At 65.9% G+C, this 24,842-nt stretch carries 29 protein-coding genes; 14 read left to right on the forward strand and 15 right to left on the reverse strand.

The genetic code is table 11. From position 1 onward, the window contains the following. Positions 1-5: 5 nt before the first annotated feature. Positions 6-1,085: a quercetin 2,3-dioxygenase gene (locus KV110_RS22615; RefSeq protein WP_218469277.1), complete on the reverse strand. Its 1,080-nt coding sequence runs from the start codon at positions 1,083-1,085 to the stop codon at positions 6-8. 182 nt (positions 1,086-1,267) lie between these two features. Between KV110_RS22615 and KV110_RS22620 the strand changes: the two genes are divergently transcribed. Beyond that, positions 1,268-1,447 (forward strand): hypothetical protein, encoded by a 180-nt coding sequence (locus KV110_RS22620; protein WP_218469278.1) that lies wholly within the window; start codon positions 1,268-1,270, stop codon positions 1,445-1,447. Between the two features lie 81 nt (positions 1,448-1,528). Here the strand turns inward: KV110_RS22620 and KV110_RS22625 are convergent, their stop codons facing one another. The 6 genes from KV110_RS22625 to KV110_RS22650 all read right to left on the reverse strand — a co-directional run bounded on the left by KV110_RS22625 (position 1,529) and on the right by KV110_RS22650 (position 5,708). Further along, positions 1,529-1,834, reverse strand: a complete 306-nt coding sequence (locus KV110_RS22625) for a transcriptional regulator (protein WP_218469279.1) — start codon at positions 1,832-1,834, stop codon at positions 1,529-1,531. Continuing rightward, positions 1,831-2,415, reverse strand: a complete 585-nt coding sequence (locus KV110_RS22630) for a hypothetical protein (RefSeq protein WP_218469280.1) — start codon at positions 2,413-2,415, stop codon at positions 1,831-1,833. The genes KV110_RS22625 and KV110_RS22630 overlap by 4 nt, the downstream gene beginning before the upstream one ends. A gap of 37 nt (positions 2,416-2,452) precedes the next feature. Further along, positions 2,453-3,634: an oxygenase MpaB family protein gene (locus tag KV110_RS22635; RefSeq protein ID WP_218469281.1), complete on the reverse strand. Its 1,182-nt coding sequence runs from the start codon at positions 3,632-3,634 to the stop codon at positions 2,453-2,455. A 37-nt stretch (positions 3,635-3,671) separates the two neighbouring features. Then, a complete protein-coding gene (locus KV110_RS22640) occupies positions 3,672-4,718 on the reverse strand; it encodes a polyprenyl synthetase family protein (protein WP_218469282.1) in 1,047 nt (348 codons plus the stop codon). Beyond that, the gene (locus tag KV110_RS22645) at positions 4,711-4,992 is read right to left on the reverse strand and encodes a hypothetical protein (RefSeq protein ID WP_218469283.1); all 282 of its coding nucleotides are present in this window, start codon (positions 4,990-4,992) and stop codon (positions 4,711-4,713) included. Before KV110_RS22645 ends, KV110_RS22640 begins: the two co-directional genes overlap by 8 nt. Positions 4,993-5,162: 170 nt before the next feature. Then, complete coding sequence (locus tag KV110_RS22650; protein WP_218469284.1) at positions 5,163-5,708, reverse strand: TlpA family protein disulfide reductase; 546 nt, start codon at positions 5,706-5,708, stop codon at positions 5,163-5,165. 168 nt (positions 5,709-5,876) lie between these two features. Between KV110_RS22650 and KV110_RS22655 the strand changes: the two genes are divergently transcribed. Further along, entirely contained in the window at positions 5,877-6,626 is a 750-nt protein-coding gene (locus KV110_RS22655; RefSeq protein WP_218469285.1) for a copper homeostasis protein CutC, read from the forward strand. Between the two features lie 97 nt (positions 6,627-6,723). Here the strand turns inward: KV110_RS22655 and KV110_RS22660 are convergent, their stop codons facing one another. The 3 genes from KV110_RS22660 to KV110_RS22670 all read right to left on the reverse strand — a co-directional run bounded on the left by KV110_RS22660 (position 6,724) and on the right by KV110_RS22670 (position 9,698). Further along, positions 6,724-7,632: a cutinase family protein gene (locus tag KV110_RS22660; protein ID WP_218469286.1), complete on the reverse strand. Its 909-nt coding sequence runs from the start codon at positions 7,630-7,632 to the stop codon at positions 6,724-6,726. Positions 7,633-7,795: 163 nt separating this feature from the next. Then, the gene (locus tag KV110_RS22665) at positions 7,796-8,461 is read right to left on the reverse strand and encodes a response regulator (protein WP_218469287.1); all 666 of its coding nucleotides are present in this window, start codon (positions 8,459-8,461) and stop codon (positions 7,796-7,798) included. After that, positions 8,439-9,698: a sensor histidine kinase gene (locus KV110_RS22670; protein ID WP_218469288.1), complete on the reverse strand. Its 1,260-nt coding sequence runs from the start codon at positions 9,696-9,698 to the stop codon at positions 8,439-8,441. The genes KV110_RS22665 and KV110_RS22670 overlap by 23 nt, the downstream gene beginning before the upstream one ends. A 296-nt stretch (positions 9,699-9,994) precedes the next feature. On the opposite strand from KV110_RS22670, the gene KV110_RS22675 reads away from it, so the two are divergent. Both KV110_RS22675 and KV110_RS22680 read left to right on the forward strand, forming a co-directional pair. After that, positions 9,995-10,882 (forward strand): CE1 family esterase, encoded by an 888-nt coding sequence (locus tag KV110_RS22675; RefSeq protein ID WP_218469289.1) that lies wholly within the window; start codon positions 9,995-9,997, stop codon positions 10,880-10,882. Positions 10,883-11,010: 128 nt separating this feature from the next. Then, positions 11,011-11,346 (forward strand): DUF1761 family protein, encoded by a 336-nt coding sequence (locus KV110_RS22680; protein ID WP_218469290.1) that lies wholly within the window; start codon positions 11,011-11,013, stop codon positions 11,344-11,346. Here KV110_RS22680 and KV110_RS22685 read toward each other — a convergent pair. Further along, complete coding sequence (locus KV110_RS22685; protein ID WP_218469291.1) at positions 11,336-11,779, reverse strand: response regulator transcription factor; 444 nt, start codon at positions 11,777-11,779, stop codon at positions 11,336-11,338. The genes KV110_RS22680 and KV110_RS22685 overlap by 11 nt on opposite strands. A gap of 305 nt (positions 11,780-12,084) precedes the next feature. Here KV110_RS22685 and KV110_RS22690 point away from each other — a divergent pair, with 305 nt between their 5' ends. Beyond that, positions 12,085-12,525, forward strand: a complete 441-nt coding sequence (locus tag KV110_RS22690; RefSeq protein WP_218469292.1) for a hypothetical protein — start codon at positions 12,085-12,087, stop codon at positions 12,523-12,525. On the opposite strand, the gene KV110_RS22695 is transcribed toward KV110_RS22690, so the two are convergent. The 3 genes from KV110_RS22695 to KV110_RS22705 all read right to left on the reverse strand — a co-directional run bounded on the left by KV110_RS22695 (position 12,522) and on the right by KV110_RS22705 (position 15,448). Then, positions 12,522-13,259 (reverse strand): VOC family protein, encoded by a 738-nt coding sequence (locus KV110_RS22695; protein ID WP_218469293.1) that lies wholly within the window; start codon positions 13,257-13,259, stop codon positions 12,522-12,524. The genes KV110_RS22690 and KV110_RS22695 overlap by 4 nt on opposite strands. A gap of 212 nt (positions 13,260-13,471) precedes the next feature. Then, a complete protein-coding gene (locus KV110_RS22700; RefSeq protein WP_218469294.1) occupies positions 13,472-13,987 on the reverse strand; it encodes a pyridoxamine 5'-phosphate oxidase family protein in 516 nt (171 codons plus the stop codon). A 138-nt stretch (positions 13,988-14,125) separates the two neighbouring features. Further along, positions 14,126-15,448: a dicarboxylate/amino acid:cation symporter gene (locus KV110_RS22705; RefSeq protein WP_218469295.1), complete on the reverse strand. Its 1,323-nt coding sequence runs from the start codon at positions 15,446-15,448 to the stop codon at positions 14,126-14,128. Between the two features lie 332 nt (positions 15,449-15,780). Here KV110_RS22705 and KV110_RS22710 point away from each other — a divergent pair, with 332 nt between their 5' ends. The 6 genes from KV110_RS22710 to KV110_RS22735 all read left to right on the forward strand — a co-directional run bounded on the left by KV110_RS22710 (position 15,781) and on the right by KV110_RS22735 (position 21,757). Continuing rightward, positions 15,781-16,449, forward strand: a complete 669-nt coding sequence (locus tag KV110_RS22710; protein ID WP_218469296.1) for a polysaccharide deacetylase family protein — start codon at positions 15,781-15,783, stop codon at positions 16,447-16,449. Positions 16,450-16,548: 99 nt separating this feature from the next. Then, a complete protein-coding gene (locus KV110_RS22715) occupies positions 16,549-17,118 on the forward strand; it encodes a TetR/AcrR family transcriptional regulator (RefSeq protein ID WP_218469297.1) in 570 nt (189 codons plus the stop codon). A 63-nt stretch (positions 17,119-17,181) separates the two neighbouring features. Further along, a complete protein-coding gene (locus KV110_RS22720; RefSeq protein WP_218469298.1) occupies positions 17,182-18,453 on the forward strand; it encodes a cytochrome P450 in 1,272 nt (423 codons plus the stop codon). Positions 18,454-18,459: 6 nt separating this feature from the next. Next, the gene (locus KV110_RS22725; protein ID WP_246633920.1) at positions 18,460-19,956 is read left to right on the forward strand and encodes a flavin-containing monooxygenase; all 1,497 of its coding nucleotides are present in this window, start codon (positions 18,460-18,462) and stop codon (positions 19,954-19,956) included. Between the two features lie 32 nt (positions 19,957-19,988). Next, positions 19,989-20,858, forward strand: coding sequence for an SDR family NAD(P)-dependent oxidoreductase (locus KV110_RS22730; protein ID WP_218469299.1), 870 nt, complete (start codon positions 19,989-19,991; stop codon positions 20,856-20,858). Then, positions 20,855-21,757, forward strand: a complete 903-nt coding sequence (locus KV110_RS22735) for an alpha/beta fold hydrolase (protein ID WP_218469300.1) — start codon at positions 20,855-20,857, stop codon at positions 21,755-21,757. The genes KV110_RS22730 and KV110_RS22735 overlap by 4 nt, the downstream gene beginning before the upstream one ends. On the opposite strand, the gene KV110_RS22740 is transcribed toward KV110_RS22735, so the two are convergent. Then, on the reverse strand, positions 21,741-22,463 hold the full coding sequence (locus tag KV110_RS22740) for a MerR family transcriptional regulator (RefSeq protein ID WP_218469301.1): 723 nt from the start codon (positions 22,461-22,463) through the stop codon (positions 21,741-21,743). The two genes, KV110_RS22735 and KV110_RS22740, sit on opposite strands and share 17 nt — an antisense overlap. 61 nt (positions 22,464-22,524) lie before the next feature. On the opposite strand from KV110_RS22740, the gene KV110_RS22745 reads away from it, so the two are divergent. The 3 genes from KV110_RS22745 (at position 22,525) to KV110_RS22755 (ending at position 24,683) form a co-directional block, all read left to right on the forward strand. After that, the gene (locus KV110_RS22745) at positions 22,525-23,004 is read left to right on the forward strand and encodes a DUF6194 family protein (protein ID WP_218469302.1); all 480 of its coding nucleotides are present in this window, start codon (positions 22,525-22,527) and stop codon (positions 23,002-23,004) included. 258 nt (positions 23,005-23,262) lie between these two features. After that, positions 23,263-24,246: a hypothetical protein gene (locus KV110_RS22750; protein WP_218469303.1), complete on the forward strand. Its 984-nt coding sequence runs from the start codon at positions 23,263-23,265 to the stop codon at positions 24,244-24,246. 89 nt (positions 24,247-24,335) lie between these two features. Continuing rightward, complete coding sequence (locus tag KV110_RS22755; RefSeq protein ID WP_218469304.1) at positions 24,336-24,683, forward strand: DUF6766 family protein; 348 nt, start codon at positions 24,336-24,338, stop codon at positions 24,681-24,683. The last annotated feature ends 159 nt before the right edge of the window (positions 24,684-24,842 follow it).

The following is a 24,842-nucleotide window of genomic DNA, read 5'->3' on the forward strand; positions in this document are numbered from 1 at the left end:
CCGCCTCATACGCTGCGGACCGGAGGTGGGCCGACGACCTCGAGATCCAGCTCCGCCCGCGCTCGCGCGTAACCCGCTGCCGGGAACTCCATATCCCCGTCCTCGCTGTGCACATGCGCCTCGGTCGGTGTGTTCATGTACTCGAAGAACTTCTCGAACACACCGGTGGTCAGTAGGCCGAGCATCTGGGTGTTGTGGCTGTCGAACGCGAAGCTGTGCACGGTGCCCGCCGGGACATGCAGAAAGTCGCCCTTGGTGAGCAGCAGTTCTGTCCCGTTCGCGTGCAACAGGATTCGACCCTCTAGACAGATGAAGTTCTCCGTGTGTTCGCGGTGGAAGTGCCGCGGGATGTAGGGGCTTTTGCCGCCGATGGTGTGCATCGCGAAGTAGGTTCCACCGGTGTTGGCGGACCGCGCCAGATAGGTGTTGAGCTGGCCCATGCTCGCCCACCGGTCGCCTTCGCCCACCTCGAGGACAAAAGGCGATTCGCCGTCTGGCAGCGACGTTCCGGTCAACGGCGGCAGGTGATGCTTCGCCAGATCGTGGATTCGTACGCCGAATTGGGCGGCGAGTTCCGATTGCTGTCCAGCGGATACCGGCCGGTCCGCGGTCACGTCGAAGACGTGCGACGCGGTCTCGCGACCGGTGGCTTGCGCCCACCGGTGCCCGTCGCCCACGGTGAGCCAACTCAGGAACCGGGTGCGGTGCGCGAGCATGCGATAGGCGTACGGCACGCCGGGCGGAACGGTGACGGAAGAGCCCGGGATGAGGACGTGCGTTTCACCCGGCAGCCACACTTGCAGCTGTCCATCGGTGACGTACAGGAACCGGTGCTCCTGCGCATGCGACAGGAATGGTGTTTCGATTCCCTTGCCGCCGTACACATATGCGGCGCCGAACTGCCCACCGGTGTCCTCCGGCCGGGCGATGACCGTGATCAGCTGCCCGCCGAGTTCGTGACGTTCACCTGCACCGGCAGCCAGGTAGTACGGGACGCACCGGCCCGGGAGAGTGTCGACGCTCGGGGCAAGCGTCTGAACTTCATCGATAGTAGGAATGTCGAAGACGGTCGAAGCCGTGTCCAAGGAAGAACTCCTCCGAACGCAGTACCCGGGCCCGGGTCACCGCATACGCGGTTGTAAAGCCTCTCGCAGGTCCTGCCTGATCCGGATGGTAGCAGGACGAACCGGTCGGCTGGGCAATCGCACCACCGATGGTTGCGGACGTCGTCGGGGGGTACTTCCTCGGCACTACAGGAGGTTTCATCATGATGGCCATAGCTGCCGCTGTCGCGTTCGGGCTCGCGTTGCTGTTCGATCTGATCAATGCCAGCCTCGGCGACCACATCACCGAAGGCACGCTCGTCACCCTCGGCCTGCTGCTCGTCGCCCTGCACCTAGCCGGTGTCGGCACCAGCCGCTCAATTAACTGGCGCCGCCGCCGGTAAAGAACCGACTACGGACCTGGCCCCTTGCGCGCTGCTGCGGTGGGCCGCGCAGCTGATGGGCGTGCCGGCACTGCGCGTGCATCACTCGGTGGCAGCGATCAATGCGCGCAGCGCGGCGATTTCCGCATCCAACGCCGCGCGCCCGGCGTCGGTGATGGTCAGCCAGGTTCTGGGTCGCCCTTGACCGGTGTTGCGAGTGCTGACGATCAGTCCGGCGTCTTCGAGCACTTTCAGATGCCGGTTGAGGTTGCCGTCGGTGAGGTGCAAGGTATCTCGCAGCGCACCGAACTCCATCGAAACACCGGTGCGCAGCAGTGCGAGGATGCCGAGGCGACTGCGTTGATGCACGGTGTCGTCGAGCCCTACGGCGGGGTGCACGTCAGTCATGACGCACGCGCGGGATCTGCGCGAACCAACTCGACGAAGACAGCCAACGCGGCCGTCACACCTACGGCAAGGGCCACCACGGAATAGCCGTCTTCCGGATCGGCGATGGCAACGATGACGGGCGTCGCGACGCAGACAATCGCTACCGCGGCCGTTGTCATCGAACGCCAGGCCGCGGCGAACACCGCCAATCCCGTGCCGACTATCAGCCACGGAATCGCCGAGGCCCATTCGCCCCGGTAGAGCCAACTCGCCCCGAGGGTGGCCGCCAACATCACCATGCCGGTCAGAAAGGCCAGCCCGCCACGGCTTTCCGGTGCCTGCACCCGTCGGCTGACGAAGAACCACGCGCAGGCGACCGCCGTCAGCGGGGACACCATCGTGTAATACAGCGACACACCATTGCCGGAGTCGAGCAAGTTCACCACCGGTACCGATGCCAGCACTTCGACGGCGACACACAACAGCGGAAACCACACGGGCGAACCCAACTTCCAGCCCTGTGCGGTCCATTTCTCGATATCGCCGACGAGCTGACGGGCACCCTCGACATCCGGTTGACTTTGCGATGCAGAGTTCATAAATCAACTTTGCGCCGCAAAGCTATGGCTGTCAAGCTCAACCGCTTCGACGGCTAGCCGTGACGATGGTGGGTTCCGGCGGGGTCCAGCGGCCGGTGCGCGACGCGGCCGACGCGAAGCCGAAGTCGTGCTTGAGTTCTTCCGGGATGGCGTACTGCATGACGCGACCACGGGTGAGCGAGCTGAGCTCGAACCAGGTGGTGAGGTGGCCGAGGCGGTCCAGTGCCCACTCACCCAATGGTGAACTGTCCTCGATGGTTTCGAGGACGCCGAGCATGGCCGGGACAGTCTTGATCGCGGTGTCCCATCCGGTGCGCGGCACCGCGAGCCAGTCGGCGCAGGTGTCGCCGATGAGGTAGCGGATAAGGGCGGAAACCACCGGGTCGAACAGGGTGCCGGGAACGACGTCCTCATAGAGGTCGATGAGTTGGCGGGTGAGGTTCACACCCTCGTCGCTCGGTCCCATGTGACGGATCAGGTAGAGGTCGAGGAATTGCCGGGCGGCCTCCAGGTCCTTCGGCGCTTGCTGCTGGTCGACGCCGAGCATCGCACCGACCACCCGCCAGGCGTAAAAATACGCCTCGGCGCCGTCCACGCTCATGTGGATGTTCAACCGGTGCAGGCTATCGAGGACCAGCATGGAGAACAGCAGTTGACCACCGATCATGTCCTCTTGGCAGATGGGTGTGCCCCAAGTCTCGATATCCCAACGCTTTTCGCGGGAGAGGTGGTGGCGAATGGCGGCGTGCAGCAGCCGCACCTTCTGCACCGCGGGGATGAAGCGGCTACCGGCTTCGAAGGCGTCGGGCTGCATGAGGTAGACGGTGAACTGCCCGGTCTCGGCCATCCGTTTGGACGGATATTCCAGCGAATGCGTGGCCGACAGCAGTTTCGCGACCTGTGGGATCACGTAACACGCGGGCATGGCCGCAAAAGACAGCGCGGTGGAGATGTGCACGTTGTTGTCGATGAAGAACAGCCTGGCCTTCTCCATCTCGTCCCAGTCCACCCAGGCGGGCGGGGCGGCGGTCGTCTGCAGATACTCGCGGGCGACCTCGGGCAGGTCGTCGGGCAGGGGCGCACCAGCGGTTGAGACATAGCGCATGAGGGTGTTGAACTTGCCCACCTCACCACGCTCGAACAGGGTGGCCACAGTGGCATCGGCGAGTTCGTCACCGTGCAGTCGCAGTGCGTCCATCGATGCTTGCGTGTAGGTCATCGAGCCTCCTTGTGTCGGTGGCGAAATGGTGCGCGAGTCAGTACCGGCGCGTGGTCGCGGCATGGGCCAACTCGGTCAGCGCGTGCGCGGCGGGCGCGGGCACATCCGCCAAAGCGTGCGTGGCCTCCTCGACCCGGGCGGTGATCATCTGCTCGATCCGGGCGGGTGCGCCGACCTGGGTCATCAGGTCGCGCAGTTCGCCCAGATCCGTGTCGTCGGGTTCGCCCAGGTCCAGCAGCCGCGTCAGCCGTTCGCGTTGCGGATGGTCGACGGCCCGCCAGGTTTCGGCTAGCAGGGCCGTTGGACGGTGGGCGCGAAGGTCGTCGAGATTCGCCTTGCCGGTTCGGGCCCGGTCACCGAACAGGCCGAGCAGGTCGTCGCGCAGTTGGAATGCCTCGCCGAGAGGTAGACCGTACGCGGAGAAGGCTTTCCGCAGCCGGTCGTCCGCGCCACCCAGCGCACCGCCGATGAGTAGGGGCTGCTCGACGGTGTATTTGGCCGTCTTGTACCGGACCACCTTCAGCGACTCGGCCACATCCGGCACCGCGCCGGTACACAGAATCTCCAAACACTCACCGGCTATCAGCTCCCGGGCCAGCACCGCCCACAGCGGGCGCGCCCGTGACAGGTAGGCCACGGGCAGACCGCTGGTCACGAACAGCTGACCGGCCAATGCCATGAGCAGATCCCCGACCAGCATGGCGAGCGCTTTCCCGGTCTGCTCGAACTCGGACGCACGGTGCGGCCGGGCGCGCAGGGCCGCGTGCGCGGTGGGCAACCCGTGCCGGAGTGGGCTGTCATCGATGATGTCGTCGTGCACACTCGCCGCCGCGTGCACCAATTCCAAAGCTGCAGCGGCCCGTACGAAGGCGTCGCTGTCGGGTTGCCCGGCCGCGCGCCAGCCCCAGTAGCAGAAGGCCGCCCGCAACCGCTTTCCGTGGCCGCTCGCCACCACGAGCTGATCGGCCACCGGACCCAGTCGCGGGTCGATGTCGAGCAGCTGGTCGCGTTCCCGTCCGATGAATTCCTCGAGAACGTCGTCGACGCGAGCCTTGAAGGCGCGGGCGTCGTGCCGGTCAGGCATCACCGGAACCTGTCCGGCGCGCGGCGACGTGCTGGGCGAGGATCTCCAGATGGGCGGGCGGCAGGAATGCACCGCGGTCCAGTGCCAATCGCCCGCGCGCCTCGAGGTCGCTCCGCGCTTCCCCGGCCAGCCCCGTCAGGTCCGACCGCCGTAGTAGTCCCCACGCCCGACCCACCACCGGGCCCACTCGACTGAGTGCCAGATCCGCTAGACCGGCCGCCAGGAGTACCGCGTCCTCAGTCCGGGATCCGCGCTGATTCGACCTCTGCGACATGCGATCACGCTCCTGTTCACACGATCGGCACCCGGTGCCGTGCGATCCGGAAAGAGCTGAACCGGCCCGGCATCGCCAGTGTGGCAGCGGTGGCGCGGAGACACGCCGAAAATTTGCAGGACGTGTGCACAACGCCGAATAGCGGTTGCCGGTTCAGGTACGCACGCTGCTCAATCCAAGCTCGCGATACGCGCCGTCAGCTCCGGCTCGCTCAGCGTTCCCGGAACGGTGTCGACCTCGGTGTATTTGCTGACGAAGACGAAGGCCGGGTGGTCGGTCACGCGGAATCGCTGGGACACAGATCCGTCGGTGTCGGCGATGCTCGCGAACGGCAGAGCGTGGTCGGCGGCGAAGGCGCGCATCGCAGGTATCTGGTCGCCAGCGGCGACACCGACGAACTGCACGTCAGGATGAGTGCGAGCAGCCTCGGCGACACGAGGAGCCTCGGTTCGGCAGTCCGGGCACCCCGGTGCCCAGAACCACAGCACGACCGGCTTTCCCACCAAACTCGCACCGAAGAACTCGGCACCGTCGACGGTGCGCGCGGTGAACCGCAGTGGCTCGGGTACGGGGGCACCTGGCCCCGCGCTCGAGCTGATCTGGGCTGCGGACCGAGCCGACGACGCGACAGCCGGATTCGTATCCTCGCCGCTCCCAACACACCCGGTTACGAGCAACGCCGCAGCGAGCAGCAGCACACCCTGGCCGATCTTCATGTCATGAACCTCCGATTCATGCGAAGAGCCGCACTGATCCGCAACCGCGCCAGGCTGGTTCACGCCCGACGATGTGCGAACAGCAGTGCCGACACAGTCCATTGTCCGGATTCGGTCGGCGCTGGGCGACCTTACGGCCGACACCGCGGGAGGTGGATACTCGCTGAGGTGCGGGTAGAGATCAGTGTCGAGTCGGTTGATGGGGTACGGGTCGCGGAGGAGGCTGGGGTGGACCGGGTCGAGGTGTGCGGTGGGCTGTCCGATGGCGGGTTGACTCCGAGTGTGGCGCTGATCGAACGCGCGGTGGCACTGACCAGGAAAACTGAAGTGCACGTGCTTATTCGGCCGCGGGCAGGAGACTTTCGGTACTCCCCCGAGGAGATTTCGGTGATGGTGCGCGATATTCGTGCGGCTCGCGCGGCGGGCGCCAAGGGGGTTGTGGTCGGCGCGCTGGATTCGTCCGGTGCGCTCGACCCGGCGTGCGCGGCGTTCGTTGACGCGGCCGAAAACCTGGACGTCACTTTCCATCGGGCGATCGATGTCAGTGCGTCTTCGCAACGGGCACTGGACCAAGCGATCTCGTTCGGCTTCACGCGCGTGCTGACCTCGGGCAGGCAACGCTCGGTCTTGGACGGCGCACCATTGATCAAAGATCTGGTGCGGCAGGCTTGCGGCGCGATCGAGGTGATGGCGTGCGGCGGCGTGCGCGCATCGAACGCCGTCGAAGTGCTTGCGGCGACCGGCGTCGCAGACCTGCACGCGGCCGTCCGCACGCCGGTGCGCGGCGCCAGGAATGGCGCGGTCTCGTTCGCCGGAGTCGGTGTCCCCCAGGGCTTCGACCGCTTCGAGACCGACCCCGCGGAGGTCGCGGCGCTATGCGAGCTCATCCGTGGCCGAAACCGGGTATCCCCTGAGTGATGCACCGAATGATGTTGCGGCGCTGGGACGTCGACGACCCGGTGGTGTCAGCCGATGCATCCGGTCCGGCGGCGATTGCCGCCGGACCGGTATCAGCTCAGCCTCGGGTCGCTTCGATCAGCCGTTGGCGCAACCAGGTCAGCGGGGTGGCGCCGCCGCCGACGGCGTAGCCGGGGTAGCTCTGATGAATCCCGGACTTCAAGAAATCGTCGATCTGCCGTTTGCGTTCTTCGTAGGCCGAATTGTTCAGCTGGTCGGCCAGCAAGCCGAGACCACCGGCGGCGAGGGCATCGTTGATCAATTCGTCCGCCTGTCGCTGGTAGGAGCCGAACAGGTCGGGGTTGGGGTTCGAGATCTGGGCGAAGAAACCGGCGATGCGAGCGGCGAAGTCGCCGTCGGGAGTCGCGCAGTACAAATCCCCTGCGGCGCAGAACGTATAGGTCTGTGGCGAGAGCCAACCGAAGCCGCCGAGGCGCGGACCGCCCGCGCCGGCACCCGTGACGGGCGGGCCGATCAAGGTGTCGGTCGGTGAGCGGCGCGGATCAGAGATGAGCCCCACCAGCGCGACACGATTGGGCGACACCGCACCCAGCCCGGTGCCGATCTCAGCGGCGAGATCACCGGCCGCGTCCGCGCCCTGGCTGTAGCCGAGCAGCGCGAATCGGGTGGTGTCACAACGCTGGGCCATCGCGGTGATCAGGCCCCTGGCATCATCGATGGCTTCCTGTTTGGAACGGCCGTATACGTCGCCTTCCCACGGGAACGCGGTCGCCGGGTACGCGACGTAGTCGGTCCAGACGTCACCAGGCAAATCTTCGGCGACTTCGGCGAGCATCCCCTTGCCGGGGTCGGTATTCGAAGTCTCCCAGGTTCCGGGAATCGCCACGACGTACATTTCGGGGCAGTGCTGTGGGGCGGCTTGCGCGGTCGACGCGGTGCCGACCGGTAAGACGGCGGTGACCATCGCTGCCGCGCATGCGGCGGTGTTCTTCCATCGCGAAAACATCGTGTGCTCCATGTTCACTGCCGGGGGCGCCTGACCCCGTCGGCGAAGGCGCTCGGTGTGTATATCATGTCTTCGGGGGATCTTCCCCGCAGGTGAGATCAGTGTCCCAGAAAGTTCGCCCGCCGCAACTGGTTCGGCAGTTCGCGCGCGTCGGCCGCGGGCACTAGGTGCCACGAGGTGTGATGAGGCCGGATTCATAGGCGATGACAACAGCTTGAGCGCGACTGCACAGTCCGAGTTTGTTCATGGCGCGGTACAGGTGGGTTTTGACGGTGCCGTTGCTGACGGACAGGTGGGTGGCGATTTCGGTGTTGGATTTCCCGGTGCCGACCAATCGGAGTACTTCGATCTCGCGGGCGGTCAGGGCGTCGAGGTCCGGCTGGGATTTCTGGCGGGGTTTGGTGCGGTCGGCGAATTCCTCGATCAAACGTCGGGTGATGGTCGGCGCGATCAGCATGTCGCCGGTGGCGACGGCGTGAATGGCGGCCAGGACTTGCTCGGGCGAAGCATCTTTGAGCAAGAATCCGGAGGCGCCGACGCTGAGCGCGGTGTAGACGTACTCGTCCAGGTCATAGGTGGTCAAGATGAGCACGCGGGGCGTCCGGGGCGTCGCGGCAGCAAGGATCCGTTCGGTGGCGGTGATGCCATCCATGCCCGGCATCCGGATATCCATCAGCACCACGTCCGGTCGCAAGCTGGCCGCCAGGGCGACCGCTTCGTCACCGGTGGCGGCTTCACCGACCACATCGAGCTCCGGGCTGGTACGGATCAGCGCGGCGAGTCCACCGCGGACGAGTGGTTGGTCGTCAACAACCAGTACGTTGATCATCCGACCGTCCGTCGCCCGCAGGTCGGGTGTTGTGATCCGGATGCGGCTCATCGGCCCCGGTCTCCCCGGCGATCGGGAGGCTCAGCACGACACGAAATCCCTTCTGCGGCAATGCACCTGCGGTGAGCTTACCCCCATACAGCTTCGCCCGTTCCCGCATGCCGATCAACCCGTGTCCCTCCGCTGCCGAAACCGTGCCGTGCACCGTACCCGGACCGTCGTCGACGACCTCGACCACGACCTCACTCGCGCGGTAATCCACGGTCACCCTGACCTGGGCTTTGCCCGCGTGTTTGAGGACGTTGGTGAGCGACTCCTGGACGACCCGATAGATACACAACTCGACACCGGCCGGCAGGCGGCGCACCGTTCCGGTGACCGCCAAGTCGACCGGTACACCCGCTGCGGTCACGTTGTCCACCAGCTCGCCGAGCCGATCGACACCGAGACCGACGTCGATCAACTGCGCGTCGCGCGGGTGTTCCGGGTCGAGCCGGAGCAGCGTCAGCAGGCGTCGCATGTCTTCCAGCGCTTTGCCGCTGGCATCACCGATGGCCTGCACCGCGGTGTATGCGGTGTCGGGATCGCTGTGGAAGACGTATCGGGCCAGTCCGGCCTGGATCGAGATCGCCGACATGTGATGGGCCACAACGTCGTGCAGTTCTCGCGCGAGTCGGACCCGTTCCTCGATGACCGCGCGGCGGGCCCTGGCTATCCGATCCCGGTCGAGCCGTTCGGTCAGCGCGGCGAGTCGCTCGTTGCGGGCGGCCAGTACCCGTTTGAGGTTGCCGAGCATCCACGCGGTCAAGCTGAACTGCGGTGCCAGCACCAAGATCATCCACAATGCCATCTCGTCGCTGATCACGGCGACGAAAATTTGGGTGAGCGTGTGCAACACGGCTGCTGGGATCGATCTGCTCGGCGGATAGCGCCCGGCCACCGTGTACACCGCCAGGAGCGCACCGGCGCCGTTCAACGCTTCCCAGTACCCGGCCAGCGCGAACGCGACCATTCCGGTGCAACAGATCAACAACGTCAGTATCGGAGCCCGCTGCCGCCACACCACGGGCAAATTCGAGAGGACGATCAGCGCGGCGCCGAGCAGATCGAGCTCTTTGGGTCCCGTCGCGTAGTTGCTATGGGCTGCGAGCAGCGCGGCCGCGGTGAAGCCGATCGGCCCGCCGATGTCACGGATCCGCGGTAATACCGCAATAAACCGCGGTCTCAGCGATGTCACGGTCCACACCGACCCACCCTATTCGGGCGCGGCAGCGTAGTCATCAACTGACGGTGCACTTCCGCCTACGACCATGGTTGACCTCACATGCTCTGCTACCGAACCGGTTTCGCTGGAAAACACAACTTGTAGCTGATTTCCCGGCGCCGCTGAGCGCGTACTTTTCACATGGGCCGGCAAATCGCGGTATCCGGAGAAGAATTCACCGGCAGCGGCCGCGGGGACGCAGAGGGGATGACCCCGCGGTCGCCGACGGTCCCCGGATCGGGGCCTGTTTCGAGCAGAGGATCAGCTTCATGCCCCACGCACGACGTGTATTCACCCGCGTATCTTTGGTCGTCGCGTCTGTTGCGCTCGCCTTCGGGTTGGCGGCTCCGGCGGCGGTTGCCGAGACGCCGGATCAGCCACTGCCGGACGAACCGGCGGCCGCCTGCGCCCAGACCCCGACCTCGGGAACCATCGAGCGGCGGATCGGCGGACGCGTCTATCTGTTGCATGTCCCTGCCGGGCTGCCGCGGCCCGCGCCACTGCTGTTGGCTTTGCACGGCGGCGGGAGTTGGCCCGCGCAGCACGAAACCCAAAGCGGCTGGAGTGGATTCGCCGACGCCAAGAAGTTCATCGTCGCCTATCCGCGCGGTGGGTTGGCGAACGACAACGGCACCTGGTCGTGGCACTACCTGCCCGGCCAGGACCAGGACGAACGGTTCTTGCGCGAGGTCGTCACCGATATCGCCGCCACATGGTGCGTCGACGCCAGGCGAGTGCACGTGTCCGGACATTCCAACGGCGGCCAGATGACGACTCGGATGGCCTGCAGCGCCGCGCGATTGATCGCCTCCGTCGCGGTGTACGCGGGCCCGGCGCACAGCGCGAACCCCTTCGACTGCGCACCCGCCCGGCCGATTTCCTTCGGACTCTTCGCCGGTCAGAACGACCCGGTGGTGAATCTGATACTGATGGGCAACCATCGGCTGAACTGGCAGATCCGCAACGGCTGCACCACACCACCGGTCCCCGAACCGCACCCGGCCGGCGTTCTCGCGGCGGAGGTCAACACCTGCAACGCCGACACCAAGGTCGTCTGGCGGGTCTACAACGCCGGGCACGGCATACCGGGCGGCGACCTCGGCGCCGACATCCGCAATCGGATGTGGACGATGTTCCAGAACAACCCGCGCCCATAGGGCAAGTACATGCACTCCGCGCAAGCTCCACAGAACAGTTCGTATCTGGGGGTCCCATGTCCCTTATCGCCGACCAGGCCGTATCCGCCGATTCGTTCTGGACGTTTCCCACCGCAACGCTCTCAATGGTGCTTCTGGACAGCCTCTTCCGCACCGAGCAGCCGAAGTTCGATTATCGCGTCGGTGCGGGATTATCGAGCAGCACACTCGCCCTCAGCCTGCTCGGGCACGCGGCGTTGACCGCGCTACTCGCGCTGCTGGTCATCGCGGGCGAGGTCGGCAACCTGCCGGATGCGGCGTGGCTCGGGTTGGTCGTCGGCTCCGCCGCCGCGGTGCCGATCACCGTCTTCCTCTGGCTGCGAAATCGAATGCCGTGGGAGTCGGCCGCGCTGCACGGTGGGCACTGGCTACTGAAATTGTTCACCGGCACGTTCATCGTCACCGGAGGAGTGCTTAACTCTTGAGGACGGCGGGCTGGTTGTCCCGCTGGATGATCAGGGCGACATGAAGCCGGGAAGGGCAGTCCAGCTTCACCATCACTTGCCGGAGATGGTTCACCACAGTCCATTCCGAGAGTCCTAGCCGTCTGGCGATCATCCGGTTCGTCATGCCGGTGGCTACCAGCTCGGCGATTTCGCGCTGTCGTTCGGTGAGGACGGTCAGCGGCGGGGCGGGCGGTAGTTCCTCGCTGTCGCCGACGTGGTCGGCGTCCGGAACCGCAGGGTCCGTCGTGTCGCGTTCCTCGAGGATGCGGGCGAGTTCCAGCCACGCTTGCGCCTGCCGCCGGGCGAGGTCGACGACCGCGCCGACGTGACAGTCCGGCGCGTCGGCGAGGCGCACCAGCTCGTGGATCGCGATGTCGACCACATCCGTTGTCCCCCACACGATCTCCGTCATAGCCCATCCAAACCCGTTGTCCAGCCGATCCACCTTCGAACATCTGTGAAATTACGGGCTTTCGGGTACTGAGGGCATCCGATGGAGGTTGTGTCTTCGGTGAAACCGGTTCGGTAGCCGAGCGGGCGGGGTCAACCGGGGTTGTAGGCAGAAGTGCACCGCAGGTTGATCGGTTGTTCCCCAGATGTCGGCAACCACTGGGGAGTGCCAGCCGAGCTAGCATGGGTGCGTTGGAGCCGTTGGGGGACAATGCCTTTCAAAAGAATGCACCGCCGCGGCCGGTATGTCACGAAATGAGGACTCAGATGCGCAGGTGGGCAGCAATTCTCGGAACGGCGGCCGTGCTGTCGATGGCCTCCGCACTTCCCACCGCAACCGCCGACCAACCGGCCGCGCCCGCAGCGGCGGACCAGGTGACCCACTGGGCGATGTCGCACGGGGACACCCGCACCGAAGGCGACATCTACTGGGGCTCCGGTTATTCCGCGTACGCGTACGGCTGGGTCAAAGCGGGCGGCAGCGTCCGCACCGTCTGCTATTCGGGGAGCGCCGGTGAACTCGGGGCAGGCGGGGAATGCACCACCGCGCAGCCCGGCCGCACCGAACGCTTCGCCTACCGGTTCTTCGTCAAGACCGAGGGTGGCGTCCATCGGGTCGATGTGACGCTCTTCGACGGGGAGCGGCCGAGCGAGGAAGGCGTTCTCGGTCAGCTGTACTGCACCCGCGAAGGGTGCACCCCCATCTAGGTCCGGTTTCGTTCCAGCGTCGTGCGGAGTTCCTGCGCACCGGCGAGTTCATCGGCGAGAGCGCGGGTTTCGCTGTCGGTGAGCGGTACCGCGGCAGCGGTGTCGAGCAGTTCGGCGGCCCTGTCGGCTTCGCCGAGCGTGATCGCTAGTTCGGCGAGATAGACCATGGCCTGGACACGCTCCGGGTTCGGCGCCGAATCGCCGTGTTTGGCCAATGTGGATCCCAGCACCTTGGTGGCCTGCCGATGGTCGCCGTGGGAATCGCCGAGTACCACCGCGGTCCGCAGCGCCTCGGCAAGCTTGCTGTCGGCGCGGGCCGTCGACGGCCCTGGCCGGTCGTCGCCGGGAAGTTGCGCGATGCGGATCCAGTTGCCACCCGGGTCGATAATGGTGAAGCCGGAGACATCACCGGCGTTCTTGCGTTTGCGCGGGCGCGTCATCCGCGGAATACCGGCGACGAGCAGTTTGCCGTATTCCGCGCGCATCCCGTCGGCGAAAGACCGGTACAGCGCGGCGGTATCGGCGACGTACACCGCGCATTGACCGTAGGAGTCGGCCGGATCGAACCCCTCCCAGGCACCGAAATGCAGCTCGATGTCGTCGCGTCGCAACGCCACATACTGATTCGGCCGCATCTGCCGGTAGGTCACCTCGAACCCGAGCGCGCGATAAAAGGTAGCAACCTCATCGATGTGCCGACAGGGCAGAATCGGAACCGTTCTCTCACCAGACATCTCGCCATCCCACCGTCGCGAACCGCATCCATCCCACACCCTCCCCCGCACCCCCGCAAGCCACCTGAAATACCTGCACCCGAGGCGCGTTCCTCGCGCTCGGCCCAGCGCCCGACGCCGTACCCAGGGACATTGACGCGCATCCGCCCACCACGCATTCATCCCGCTCGAGGGTCAGGGCGTGATCACCGCGGCCGGTCCGGATGCCGATCCTAGATGTCGATGTACCGGCTCTCGTGCATGTCGAGTCGCCGTCTTTGGGTGGGGCGGAGGCCGTGGGCTGTGTCCCAGCGGGTCAAACGCATCTCGTCGCCGTTCCACTCGACGCAGCTCGCGGCGTCGGCGTCTAGGGCGAAGAAGCGCCATGAGGGGTGGGGGCGCCACCCGCTGCGGGACTGGACCGCGTCCGCGATAGTGCCACGGAGGCGGTCGTCGACTAGCTCCCGGACGCGGCCGCGCACGGTGATCTCGGGTTCTGGTGCGGCGGCGTCGGTTACCGGGGTCCGCAGTAGGACACGGGGATCACGGTCCAGGTCACGAACCTTGCGGGTGCCAGCGATCAAGACGAGAACGAGCCGGTTGTCGACGAAGTGGACTTCGACGGGACTGATCCTCGGGGTTCCGTCACGCCGGACGGTGCCGATCAGGCCGAAACCCGAGCGGGCGAACGCTTCCTGGGCGCTACCGGCGAGGTCCGGTGCCGCTGCGACGAGCTCGGCCCACTCCACCCCTCCAGCTTCCGCCGGTCCCCGCCCGAGCTCAACAGGCGACACCGCACGATCTTCCCTACGGCGTCATATGGCCAGCGCACGGCCCGCTCGACAGCAGCGTCGCTCGCCGACTCGAACAGCTCGAACCCCGCCTCGTCATGCGGCTACGGGCACCGGCTCGGGTGTCGGCTCGGCGACCAGGGGTGGGGACGGTTGATCGAAGGCATCCTGGTCGAGGATGCCTTCCCGTTTCGCCACGAGCACCGGGATCACCATCTGGCCCGCGACATTCGTTGCGGTGCGGATCATGTCGAGGATCGGGTCGATGGCGAGAAGCAAACCCGCACCGGCCAGCGGCAGGCCCAGCGTGGACAGGGTCAGGGTGAGCATCACGATGGCGCCGGTGAGGCCCGCGGTCGCCGCGGATCCGACCACGGATACGAAGGCGATCAAGAGGTAGTCGCGAAGACCGAGTTGCATTCCGGTGAGCTGCGCGACGAAGATGGCAGCCAGTGCCGGATACACCGCCGCGCAGCCGTCCATCTTGGTGGTGGCGCCGAAGGGCACCGCGAACGACGCGTATTCCCTTGGGACACCGAGTCGTTCGGTGACCATCCGTTGAGTCAGCGGCATCGTGCCGATGGAGGAACGGGACACGAAAGCCAATTCGACTGCGGGCCAAGCTTTCGCGTAGAAGCGAATCGGATTCACGCCACCGACGGTGCGCAGCAGGATCGGGTAAACGATGACGAGCACGATGAGGCAGCCCGCGTAGACCGCGATCGTGAAGGTCGCCAGCGGTCGCAGCAGGTGCCAGCCGTAGCTGGCAATCGCCTTGCCGATGAGTCCCGCGGTGCCGATCGGCGCGAGCCGGATCACCCACCACAGCGCTTTCTGCACCAGTTCGAGCACCGATTCGGCCAGTGTGACAACGGGTTTGGCGGCATCACCGAGCTTGAGTGCGGCGACACCGAGCACGGCGCCGAGGAACACCAGCTGCAAGACATTGCCGTTGGTGAAGGCGCCGACGACGTTCGTCGGGATGATGCCGGTGAGGAAGTCGGTCCAGCCGCCCTTCGCCTCCGGCGCCTTCGCACCGGTCAGCGTCAGGTCGACGCCGCGGCCGGGATTGGTGACCAGGCCGAGCATGATGCCGACCGCGACGGCGATGAGCGCGGTACCCATGAACCACAGCAGGGTGCGACCGGCCAGCCGGGCGGCATTGGTGACATGCCGCAGTCCCGCGACGCTCACCAGTACCGCGGTGAACACCAGCGGCGGCACCGCGAGCTTCAGCAGCTGCACGAAGATGCTGCCGACCTGGGTCAGGGTGCTGGTGAGCCAGGCGGCGTCGGTCGCGCGTGCGAGGAAGCCCGCGGCGATACCGACCACCAAACCGAGCAGGATCTGGACGCCGAACGGCCAGCGCGCCGGATTGAGCGTACGGCTGCGCGAACTGGGTGCAGACAAGGAAACCATCTCCAAGGCAATCAGGGGGATCTAGTGAGGTGTGTGCGCGCGTCAGCGACACAACTGCGCGGCCAAACGGCCCAGATCCACGTGCAGCCTGGCGACCAGGTGCACCACTGTTACGGAGAAGTTCACAACGCTCTCCAGAGTAAGGGATTCATCCGATCAATTTCGATCCGGTCGAGCTGCCGCGTTTCGGCGTGCGTCACCCGACACCCCGATATTCCGCCTCGGGCAGCGACGACGTCGGGGTGGTCCCGGCATCGGCGTGACGGTTTCCCCAGTCGAGTTAGCCTCGCCCCCAGTTGGTTCCACCACTTCGACGGGCGAATGATGCGGGTATGCCGATGACCCGCGCTGTGCTCGCAGTCGTCGGCCCGCTGTTGCTCCTCGTGGGATTCGCCACGCCTGCTACGGCTCACGAATGGCCCGCCCCGGTTGCCGTCGTCTCCCGCGTGGCCACGAACGACCCGGTCATCTTCGTCACCCTCGACGACGGATGGAATCACGACCCGGCCGCACAGCAACTGCTGCTGGATCGCCAGGTGCCCGCGTCCCTGTTCCTGCTGCCGGGCGCCTATTCCTACGACGCGGGCTACTACCGCACTCTGCTCGACCACGGGCCGTCCCGCATCGAGAATCACACCGTCGACCATCCGGACCTGACGACGATGGACGCGGACGGGCAGCGAGCCCAACTGTGCGCGGCGCGCGATAAGACGCTGGCGCAGTTCGGTCAGGAGCCGCGCCTGGCCCGGCCGCCGTACGGCGCGTACAACGACACCACCCGGGCTGTTGCCGGGGCGTGCGGCGCGAAAGCACTGGTGACCTGGACCCACGACTTCTCCACCTGGGCCGGTGCGACACCACCGACCCCGACCCTCGAAGCAGGCGACATCGTCTTGCTGCATTTCAACGACACCGTGACCGCCGACTTGGGCCGGGCGCTCGCCGCCGCCGACGCGGCCGGTCTGCGGCCCGCGCCACTGCGGGACTACCTCCCGGATTGACCCCGGACGTGGGCAAAGGTTTCCGCGAAAGCCGCAGCGATCGCTGCCCCTGAAATATGGGTATCTCCCGAGTGTGAACATCGATGTACAGTTCTGAACATGGATGTTCACCACGGAGGTAAGCGGTCGACATTAGCGGTGGCCGCGGACGTACTCGCCCTGGACCCGACGGCATCGCTGGCCGTGATCGCGGAAGCGGCGGGCATCGGGCGCACCACGCTGCACAAGCGCTTCCCGAAGCGGCAGGACATGCTGCTCGCGGTGGCCTACGACTCGATCGAGTTGATGGAGCAGGCACTGATCGACGCCGGGATGACCGATGAACAGACGGACGCCGCCGAGGCCCTGGGGCGTTTCATCGAGGCCTGCGTGGCCCTCGGCTCCCGGATCGCGTTCCTGTTCCGGCAGCCTTCGCTGGATCCGGTGAAGGACATCCAACTCGCCAGCGACCGCATCGACGCGACTACCAACGCGTTCATCGTCCGCGCGCAGCGAGAGGGGCTGCTGCGCGCGGACCAACCCGCGTGGTGGATCAACTCCACGCTCTACGCCATCTGCTACGGAGCGTGGGAGAACGTCGCCCTCGGCAGGCTCGCCCCGCTCGACGCCCCGAAACTCGCGCTCGAGACGGCGCTGACCGGTCTCGGGCGAACGGACCGCGCGCAGTGACCCGGTCACCGCGATTCAGCTTGCGCGGCAACAAGAAAACAGAATTGATAGCGAGGTTTTCGCATGACAATGCTGGCAGATGCCCGCCTCTTCACCCGGCTGGCCGCCGCCCGTGTCGGTAACTGGTTACTCAGCGCCCGCGGTGACGAACTGGCCCGGATGGAAAGTTCACGCAATCGACTAGATCCGTATCCGCACTACGCACGGCTGCGGTCGCAGGGCGGGCTGTATCGCAGCAGCATCGGTATCTGGGTGGCGACCAGTTACCAGCATTGCCATGATGTGTTGCGGGACCGCCGATTCGGTGTCCAGGCCGCCGCGGGTCCGACGCCACGCGCGTTCGAACGCTTCATGCGGGAACGGGAAACCGGGGACGTGCCATCGTTTCTGGAGCTCGACCCGCCCGAGCACACCCGGCTGCGCAAGCTGGCCCGACCGGCCTTCGGGCCGGCCAAGATCAAGGGCTACCGCGCGCTTGTCGAGAAGGCGACGATGGACCTGCTCGATCGCGCGCAGGCCAAGGGCCGGTTCGACCTGATCAGTGACTTCGCCGGACCGCTGCCGATTCGGGTGATCAGCGACCTGCTCGGCATCCCGGATGCGAACACCACCCGCTTTCTGCACATCGGCCAGATCGTGGGACAGTCGCTCGACGGCGTCCGCTCGGTCCGCCAGTTCCATGCGCTGCGCGCCGCGGAGACCGAGCTGGACCAGATGTTCCGGAAGCTGGTGGAGCACAAGCGGATCGAGCCGGGTGACGACGTGATCACCCACCTCACCCATGCCTGCGACAACGGCGAGATGACCATCGAGGAACTGCTGGCCACGTGCGGGCTGCTGCTCATCGCCGGTTTCGAAACCACGGTGAACCTGATCGGCAACGGAACGCTTGCGCTGCTGGACAATCCGGCGCAGTGGGCGGCGTTGAAGGAGAATCCTGATCTCGCCGTCGGAGCCGCCGAGGAAACCCTGCGTTACGACCCGCCCGTGCAGGCCACGGTGCGGGTAGCCCATCAGGATCTCGACTTCGCCGGCAAACCCGTCGGCCGCAACGAGCCGGTGCTCGTCGTGCTCGGTTCGGCGGGACGCGACCCGCAAGCCTTCGACAACCCGGATGTCTTCGATATCACACGCATCCACGAACGCGACCACCTGGCCTTCTCCGGCGGCATCCACTTCTGCCTCGGCGCACCACTGGCTCGATTGGAGGGCGAGGTCGCCTTGCGGGCCCTCGCGGAACGACTCCCCCACTTGGCGTCGGCCGCCCCACCGGAACGCAGGGCGAGCGGCATTCGCGGACTGACGCGGTTCCCGGTGACCACCGGAAGAAAGTGAGCGACCATGGAAACGAAGACGAACATTCCTGAGCACGTCGACATCCTCATTGTCGGCGCGGGCGTTTCGGGCATCGGCCTGGCCTACCACTTCCAGGACAAGTTGCCCGGCAAGCGGTACCTCATCCTGGAGGGTCGGGAGAAGATCGGCGGCACCTGGGACCTGTTCCGCTATCCCGGTATTCGCTCGGATTCCGATCTGCAGACTTTCGGATATTCCTTCAAGCCGTGGATCGGCGAGAAGTCGATCGCCGACGGTCCGGCGATTCTCGAATACATCACTGAGACCGCGCGCGAGCACGGCATCGACCACCATATCCGCTTCGGGCACCAGGTCCGCACGGCACAGTGGTCGAGCGCGGACCAGCGCTGGACGGTGACGGCCGAATACCGAGGGCAGCCGGTGACATTCACCGCTGACTGGCTGCTTTCCGCCGCCGGGTATTACGACTACGACCAGGGCTACCTGCCGAAATTCGATGGCGTCGAAAGGTTTACCGGCACGATCATCCATCCACAGCACTGGCCTGAGGATTTCGATCACGCGGGCAAGCGGATCGTCGTCATCGGCAGCGGCGCGACGGCGGTGACTCTCGTACCCTCGCTGGCCGAGCGGGCCGCGCACGTGACGATGGTGCAGCGGACGCCGACCTACATCATGTCCGCGCCCGCGGTCGATCCGCTGACCAGGTTGCTGCGCCGCGTGCTCGGCCGCACGGCGACCGCGCGCATCGTGCGTCAGGTGAATATCCGCAGGGATTCGTGGCTGTTCGGCGTGATCCGATTCTTTCCGGATCGGACGAAGGAATGGATTCGCAAGTCGAACGCCAGGCAGTTACCGCCGGGCTTCGACGTGGACAAGCACTTCACCCCGCCGTACCAGCCGTGGGATCAGCGGATGTGCTTGGCACCGGACGGCGACTTCTTCACCGCGATCCGCGAGGGGAAGGCGTCGGTGGTCACCGACCACATCACGACCTTCACCGAAAACGGCCTGCTGCTGCAATCCGGTGCGGAACTCGCGGCGGACGTCATCGTCACGGCCACCGGGCTACAGGTGGTGTCGTTCGGCAAGATTCGGCTCACGGTCGACGGGAAGCCCGTTGTGCCGGCCGAAACCTTCACCTACAAGGCGATGATGCTGACCGATGTCCCGAATTTCAGTTACGTCTTCGGATATCCGCATCTCTCCTGGACGCTGATGGTGGAGCTGATCGGCGGCCAGCTGACTCGTCTCATCGAGTTCATGGACGCGCGCGGCTATGGACTCTGCGTCCCGAGACCGCCGGTGCGTGGCACCAAAGAGCGTTCGGTGGCCGACGACTTCTCGCCCGGCTATGTCAAACGGGCCGTCCAGGAATTCCCTCGCCAAGCCGCCGGGAAGCCTTTCGAACTCGACATGGACTATCTGCTGGATCGCAAGTACTTGCTCGAAGGCCCGGTCGGGGATCGGATGCGTTTCGAACCGAAACTTCCGGCCCAGCAGTCCGCTCAACGCGCTTGACCCCCAAGCACATTCACCGGAACGAGGAACAGATGAAGATCTATGAGGGCAAGGTCGCCGTGGTCACCGGGGCCGGGTCCGGCATCGGCCGAGCGCTGGCCGCCGAGCTGGCCGGGCGTGGCGTCTCGCTCGCACTGTCCGACATCGACACCGCCGGGCTGGCCGACACCGCGACCCGGTGCGAAAGGATCGGCGCGCCGGTCCAGCAATACCGCCTGGATGTCGCCGATCGCGACGCGGTCTATCGGCATGCCGACGAGGTCCGGGAGGATTTCGGTGGGGTCGATCTAGTCATCAACAATGCCGGTGTGGCCCTCGGCGCCGAGGTGGCGGAGATGTCGTGGGCGGATTTCGAATGGCTGATGAACATCGACTTCTGGGGTGTCGTCCACGGCACCAAGGCGTTTCTGCCGGATCTGATCGCCTCGGGTGACGGGCATATCGCCAACCTCTCGTCGGTCTTCGGGTTTGTCGGCGTGCCTACCCAGAGTGCTTACTGCGCAGCGAAGTTCGCGGTCCGCGGCTTCACCGAGTCACTACGCCAAGAGATGCGCATCGCCGGGCATCCGGTCGGGGTGACCTCGGTGCACCCGGGTGGGATCAAGACGAATATCGCGGTGAATGCCCGAGGGAACGACGGTCTCGATCTCGAGCAGGTGCGGACGAGTTTCGAGAAGAGCGCGTGGACCGATGCCGAATCGGCGGCGAAAACCATTCTGAAGGGCGTCGAGAAGAACAAGCCGAGGGTGCTCATCGGCGCGGATGCTCGCCTGTTCGACGTGGTGGCGCGGGTGGTGGGGCCGCGGTATCAGGACATCGGGGCGGCGCTGGCCCGCCGTAGCGGCACGGTCGATGAGCGGCACGCCGGAGCTGCGGGAAATGCGTCGAAAGGGTTGGTATGACCGAGCTATCGGCCGCCTTCGACAGACCACACGCAGCGACCGAAACACGATTCGTGACCAGCGACGGCGTTTCACTGGCGGTGTTCGAGCAAGACCCGGCCGACGCCGTGACCACCGTGATCTTGCTGCACGGCTGGACGCTGGACCATCGGACCTGGGACGACGTCACCCCGCTGCTCGCGGCGCGCCACCGCGACTTGCGCGTACTGAGTTACGACCACCGCGGACACGGGCGATCGGACCCGGCCCCGGTCGGGACAACCACCCTCGAGCGACTGGCCGACGATCTCGCCGAGTTGATCGAAGATCGCGTGCCTACGGGACGGATTGTGCTGGTAGGGCATTCGCTGGGCGGCATGACGCTGATGGCGCTTGCCGAACGGCACCCAGCGGTGGTGGCCGATCGGGTCGGCGGGGCCGCCTTTGTCGCGACCAGTGCGGGGCATCGACGGCCCGATGGCGTTCAGACGTCCTGGCTCGAGGAACGGTTCAGCCAGCTCATGGCGCTGCTGGAACGTCCATTGCGGAAACCGTGGTTGCGGTGGGCGGCGCGGTGCAACACCCGGTGGTCATTGTTCGGCCGGGACGCTCGGCTGCGCGACGTCGACCGCATGATCGAGCAATCCTCCCTGGCCGCGCCCGGTGCGGTGACCGGATTCCAGGCGGCGCTAGCGCGGCATTCCCGGCACGCCGCCCTGCGGCACTATCGCGATATCCCGACGATCGTCTTCGGTGGTGGGCGCGACCGCCTGTGCCCGGTGCGAGACTCGCGCGCTATCGCGGCAGAGCTGAGCGGGGATCTGGTGCTCTATCCCCGAGCGGGACACATCCTTCCGTACGAACGGGCACGAGATGTGGCTCGCCGATTGAACGAACTGATCATCAGCGCCGGTCGGTGAGCGCGACCACGGTGTCGAGGGCCGCGGCGGCGGTGAGGAGTGCGCGGGAGCAGGCCGTGAGGCTGGCGTCTCTGGCGGCCAGGGCGGAGCGGATGTCTTCGGATCGGTGGGGGCGGTTCAGTTCTGGGATCAAGGCGCGTAGGTGCGGGATGCGGTATCCGGCGGCGCGTAGTTGGTGGACGACGCGGGCGTCACGAACCTGGTTCGGGGTGTAGCGGCGGGCTCCCTGTGGACCGGTGCGATCCGGGGTGATCAGGCCTTCGGCCTCCCAGTGCCGCAGGGTCGAGGGGCGGATGCCGAGTGCGGTGGCGAGTTCGGCGACGGTCATCGAGTCGGAGGTGTGCACGTCGGTGATCGGTTCGGTGGAGATTGATTCGGCGGCCCTGGTGGCGTGCGCTAGATCGATGCGTTCGCTGTGCAGGCGGGCGTGGGCCGCGTCGAGCAGAGCGAGGGCTTCGGCGAGCGGACGGGTGTGCATCGCCTGGAGGATCTTCTTCGCTTCGGTAGGGCCGATGCCCGCGGCGAGGGCCCGGTAGGCGAGTGCCGAGTGCAGGTGGATCTCGGCGTAGGCGCGGTAGCCGGTGGTTGAGCGGGTGGCAGGCGGGAGTACACCGGCACGTTCGAGGTTGCGTATTTGCTGGACCGAGTAACCGGTATCGCGCGCGATGTCGACCGTGCGCTTGAACTGAGATTTGAGGGTTGGCAACCAAAACTCCTAGTCGATCCGTCCTAAGTCCACATAGGCACATGAATGAGACGCTGGAACCATGACGATAGAGGAGATCATCGACTTCGTGGGAAGCCTCGACGGCGTTCTGACCATCAGCCCGGTACCGGGCGACAGTTGGCCCGAGATCGCCTGGGGTGACTCGTTTTTCTACTACTCCCCGGACGGCGTCGTTCCGGCCAGGACCCAGCCCTTCGCGACGATCGTGACAAAGGACTACGACGCGGATCGGAGCTCCCGGTTGGATCGTCCGGATACCTTCCGGGTCAATATCAATGCCGGGAAAGAGGCGTTCATCCGCTGGATCGGGCGAACTCCGCGGGAGGCGGCCGCCGAGGATGTGGATTACAGCGTTATCGACACCGTCATCCCGCACCCCGACTATGGCACCGCGGGGTGGCTCGCCGTGGTGAATCCGGGAGTCCGGACCGGTGAGCCGACACGGGAGCTGCTGAAAATGGCCTACGACCGCGCGCGGTCCCGGTTTGAGCGGCGTACCGGGTCGGAGTCGAGTCTGTAGCGAGTCCGGGCCAGCCGACTGCGGATTCGTGCGTTGCGTGTCGGAATCTGCTGTGTCGCAGGGTGTTCGACTTGTCACCAGCCGACTGCCGAAAGTCCCTGCGCCGGATGAACTGTGGACTACCTGCGCACAGCCCACGGCGGGCCGCGGTGAGGTAGGTGATCATCTCGGCCATTCAGCAGGACTGGCGGTCACGGATACCCGACAATGGGGAACGCCGGCGTTTCGTTGCCGGTCAGTGGCCGATAGGAGAGCCCGATGACACAGCTCGAATCCCCTTCCACCGCACCCGATTCCCCCACACCCGAGCATTCCGCAGCAACCAGCGTGTTCGTCAATGGATATATTCCCCGTCGGCGCGGGCTGGTCCTGCTGCTCGGTGTGCTCGCCGGGTTCCTGCTGACCGTGGTGTGGTCGGCGCCGTTCGTGGACACCACGATCGGTGGCACGGTGGCCGACGGGCTGCTCGGCCACGATGCCAAGGAAACCGCGATCACCGGCATCGGCGCGGGCATCGTGTTCGCGTTCGTCTCCGGCCTGGCAGGCACGTTCACCGCGTGCAATATCGCCGTGTTCGGCGCGGTGGCGCCGCTGGCGGGCAGCGCGGGCGGCTGGTGGAGCCGAGTGCAGGCGGTGCTGCGGCCGCTGCTGTGGATGGCGGTCGGGATGGTCGTCGTGTCGGCCGCCTACGGTGTGGTGGTCGGCATCTTCGGGACCGACATGCCGCAGTTCGACACCGCGCCGAGCCGACCCGGCCAGCTGTCGCCGCGGCTGATCCAGTCCATGGTGGTGTTCGGCGTGATCGGGGTGATCATGACCTACCTCGGACTCGCCGTCCTCGGTCTGGTGCGCGACCCGTTCGCCCGCATCGCCGCCCGCTTCCCGAACGCCCCGTTGGTCGTCTTCGGCGGCCTGATCGGCGCCTTCCTCATCGGACGCCCGTTCCCGTTGTTCCGCAAGCTATTTCGCGACGCCGCCGAAGAGGGCAACATCCTCTACGCCGCCAGTGCCTTCGTCCTTCAGTCCATCGGCAACATCATCATCCTCGCCGTCCTACTGATCCTGACCGTCCTCGTCGGTGGGCGCCTGCAACGCTGGTTCCAAGCCGACCCACGTCGCGTCAGCATCCTCAGCGCCACCGCCCTACTCACCGTCGGCGTCTTCACCTTCCTCTACTGGGACGTGCGCCTACTCGCCATGCGCGACATCATCCCGTGGTATCCGGTGGCGCCCTGGGTGTAGTTCTCCTTCGTGCCGGTGGACCCTGCACGCCGTGCTGAACGAGGCCCGGCGTGCTGGGTCGACGGGCGCAGGCTGGGTATTCGCTGGGCATGGCACACTTCAGGCGTTGGGGAGCTGTTTATCTACTGCTCGTGCTGTTCGCCGGATCGTGGGTCGCGCAGTTCTTCACCCAGCTCGTCGAATACCGCAATACCCAGCACGAGCACGGACAGCCGTTCCAGTGGTCCGGCTACTGGCCGGACTTTCTGGCCAGCACCTTCGAGAACTGGCAGAGCGAATGGCTGCAGCTCGTCTTCCAGGCCCTTCTGTTGCTGGGCGCCAAGCACTGGATCTTCCGGGTAGACGCGGAAAACGCCGAACGTATCGAGTCCAAAATCGACGACCTGCGCGCCTACCTGATACCGCCGGACCAGCAAACCCCAGTCCCCCACGATTGAGCTCCCCCGGCGGGACACCAAAACTGATACTGGGCCAGCCTAGGGCCAGATCACTGGCAGTTTCTGCAATTTCGCAGAGGGTGCGTGCGGATTTCCCTATTGTCTGCGCACATGTGGGCACCAATACTGGCCAACCGAGCCTGTGTGCGGTGCGTCACA

Origin of the sequence: Nocardia iowensis (assembly GCF_019222765.1) — a bacterium.
Lineage (GTDB): Bacteria > Actinomycetota > Actinomycetes > Mycobacteriales > Mycobacteriaceae > Nocardia > Nocardia iowensis.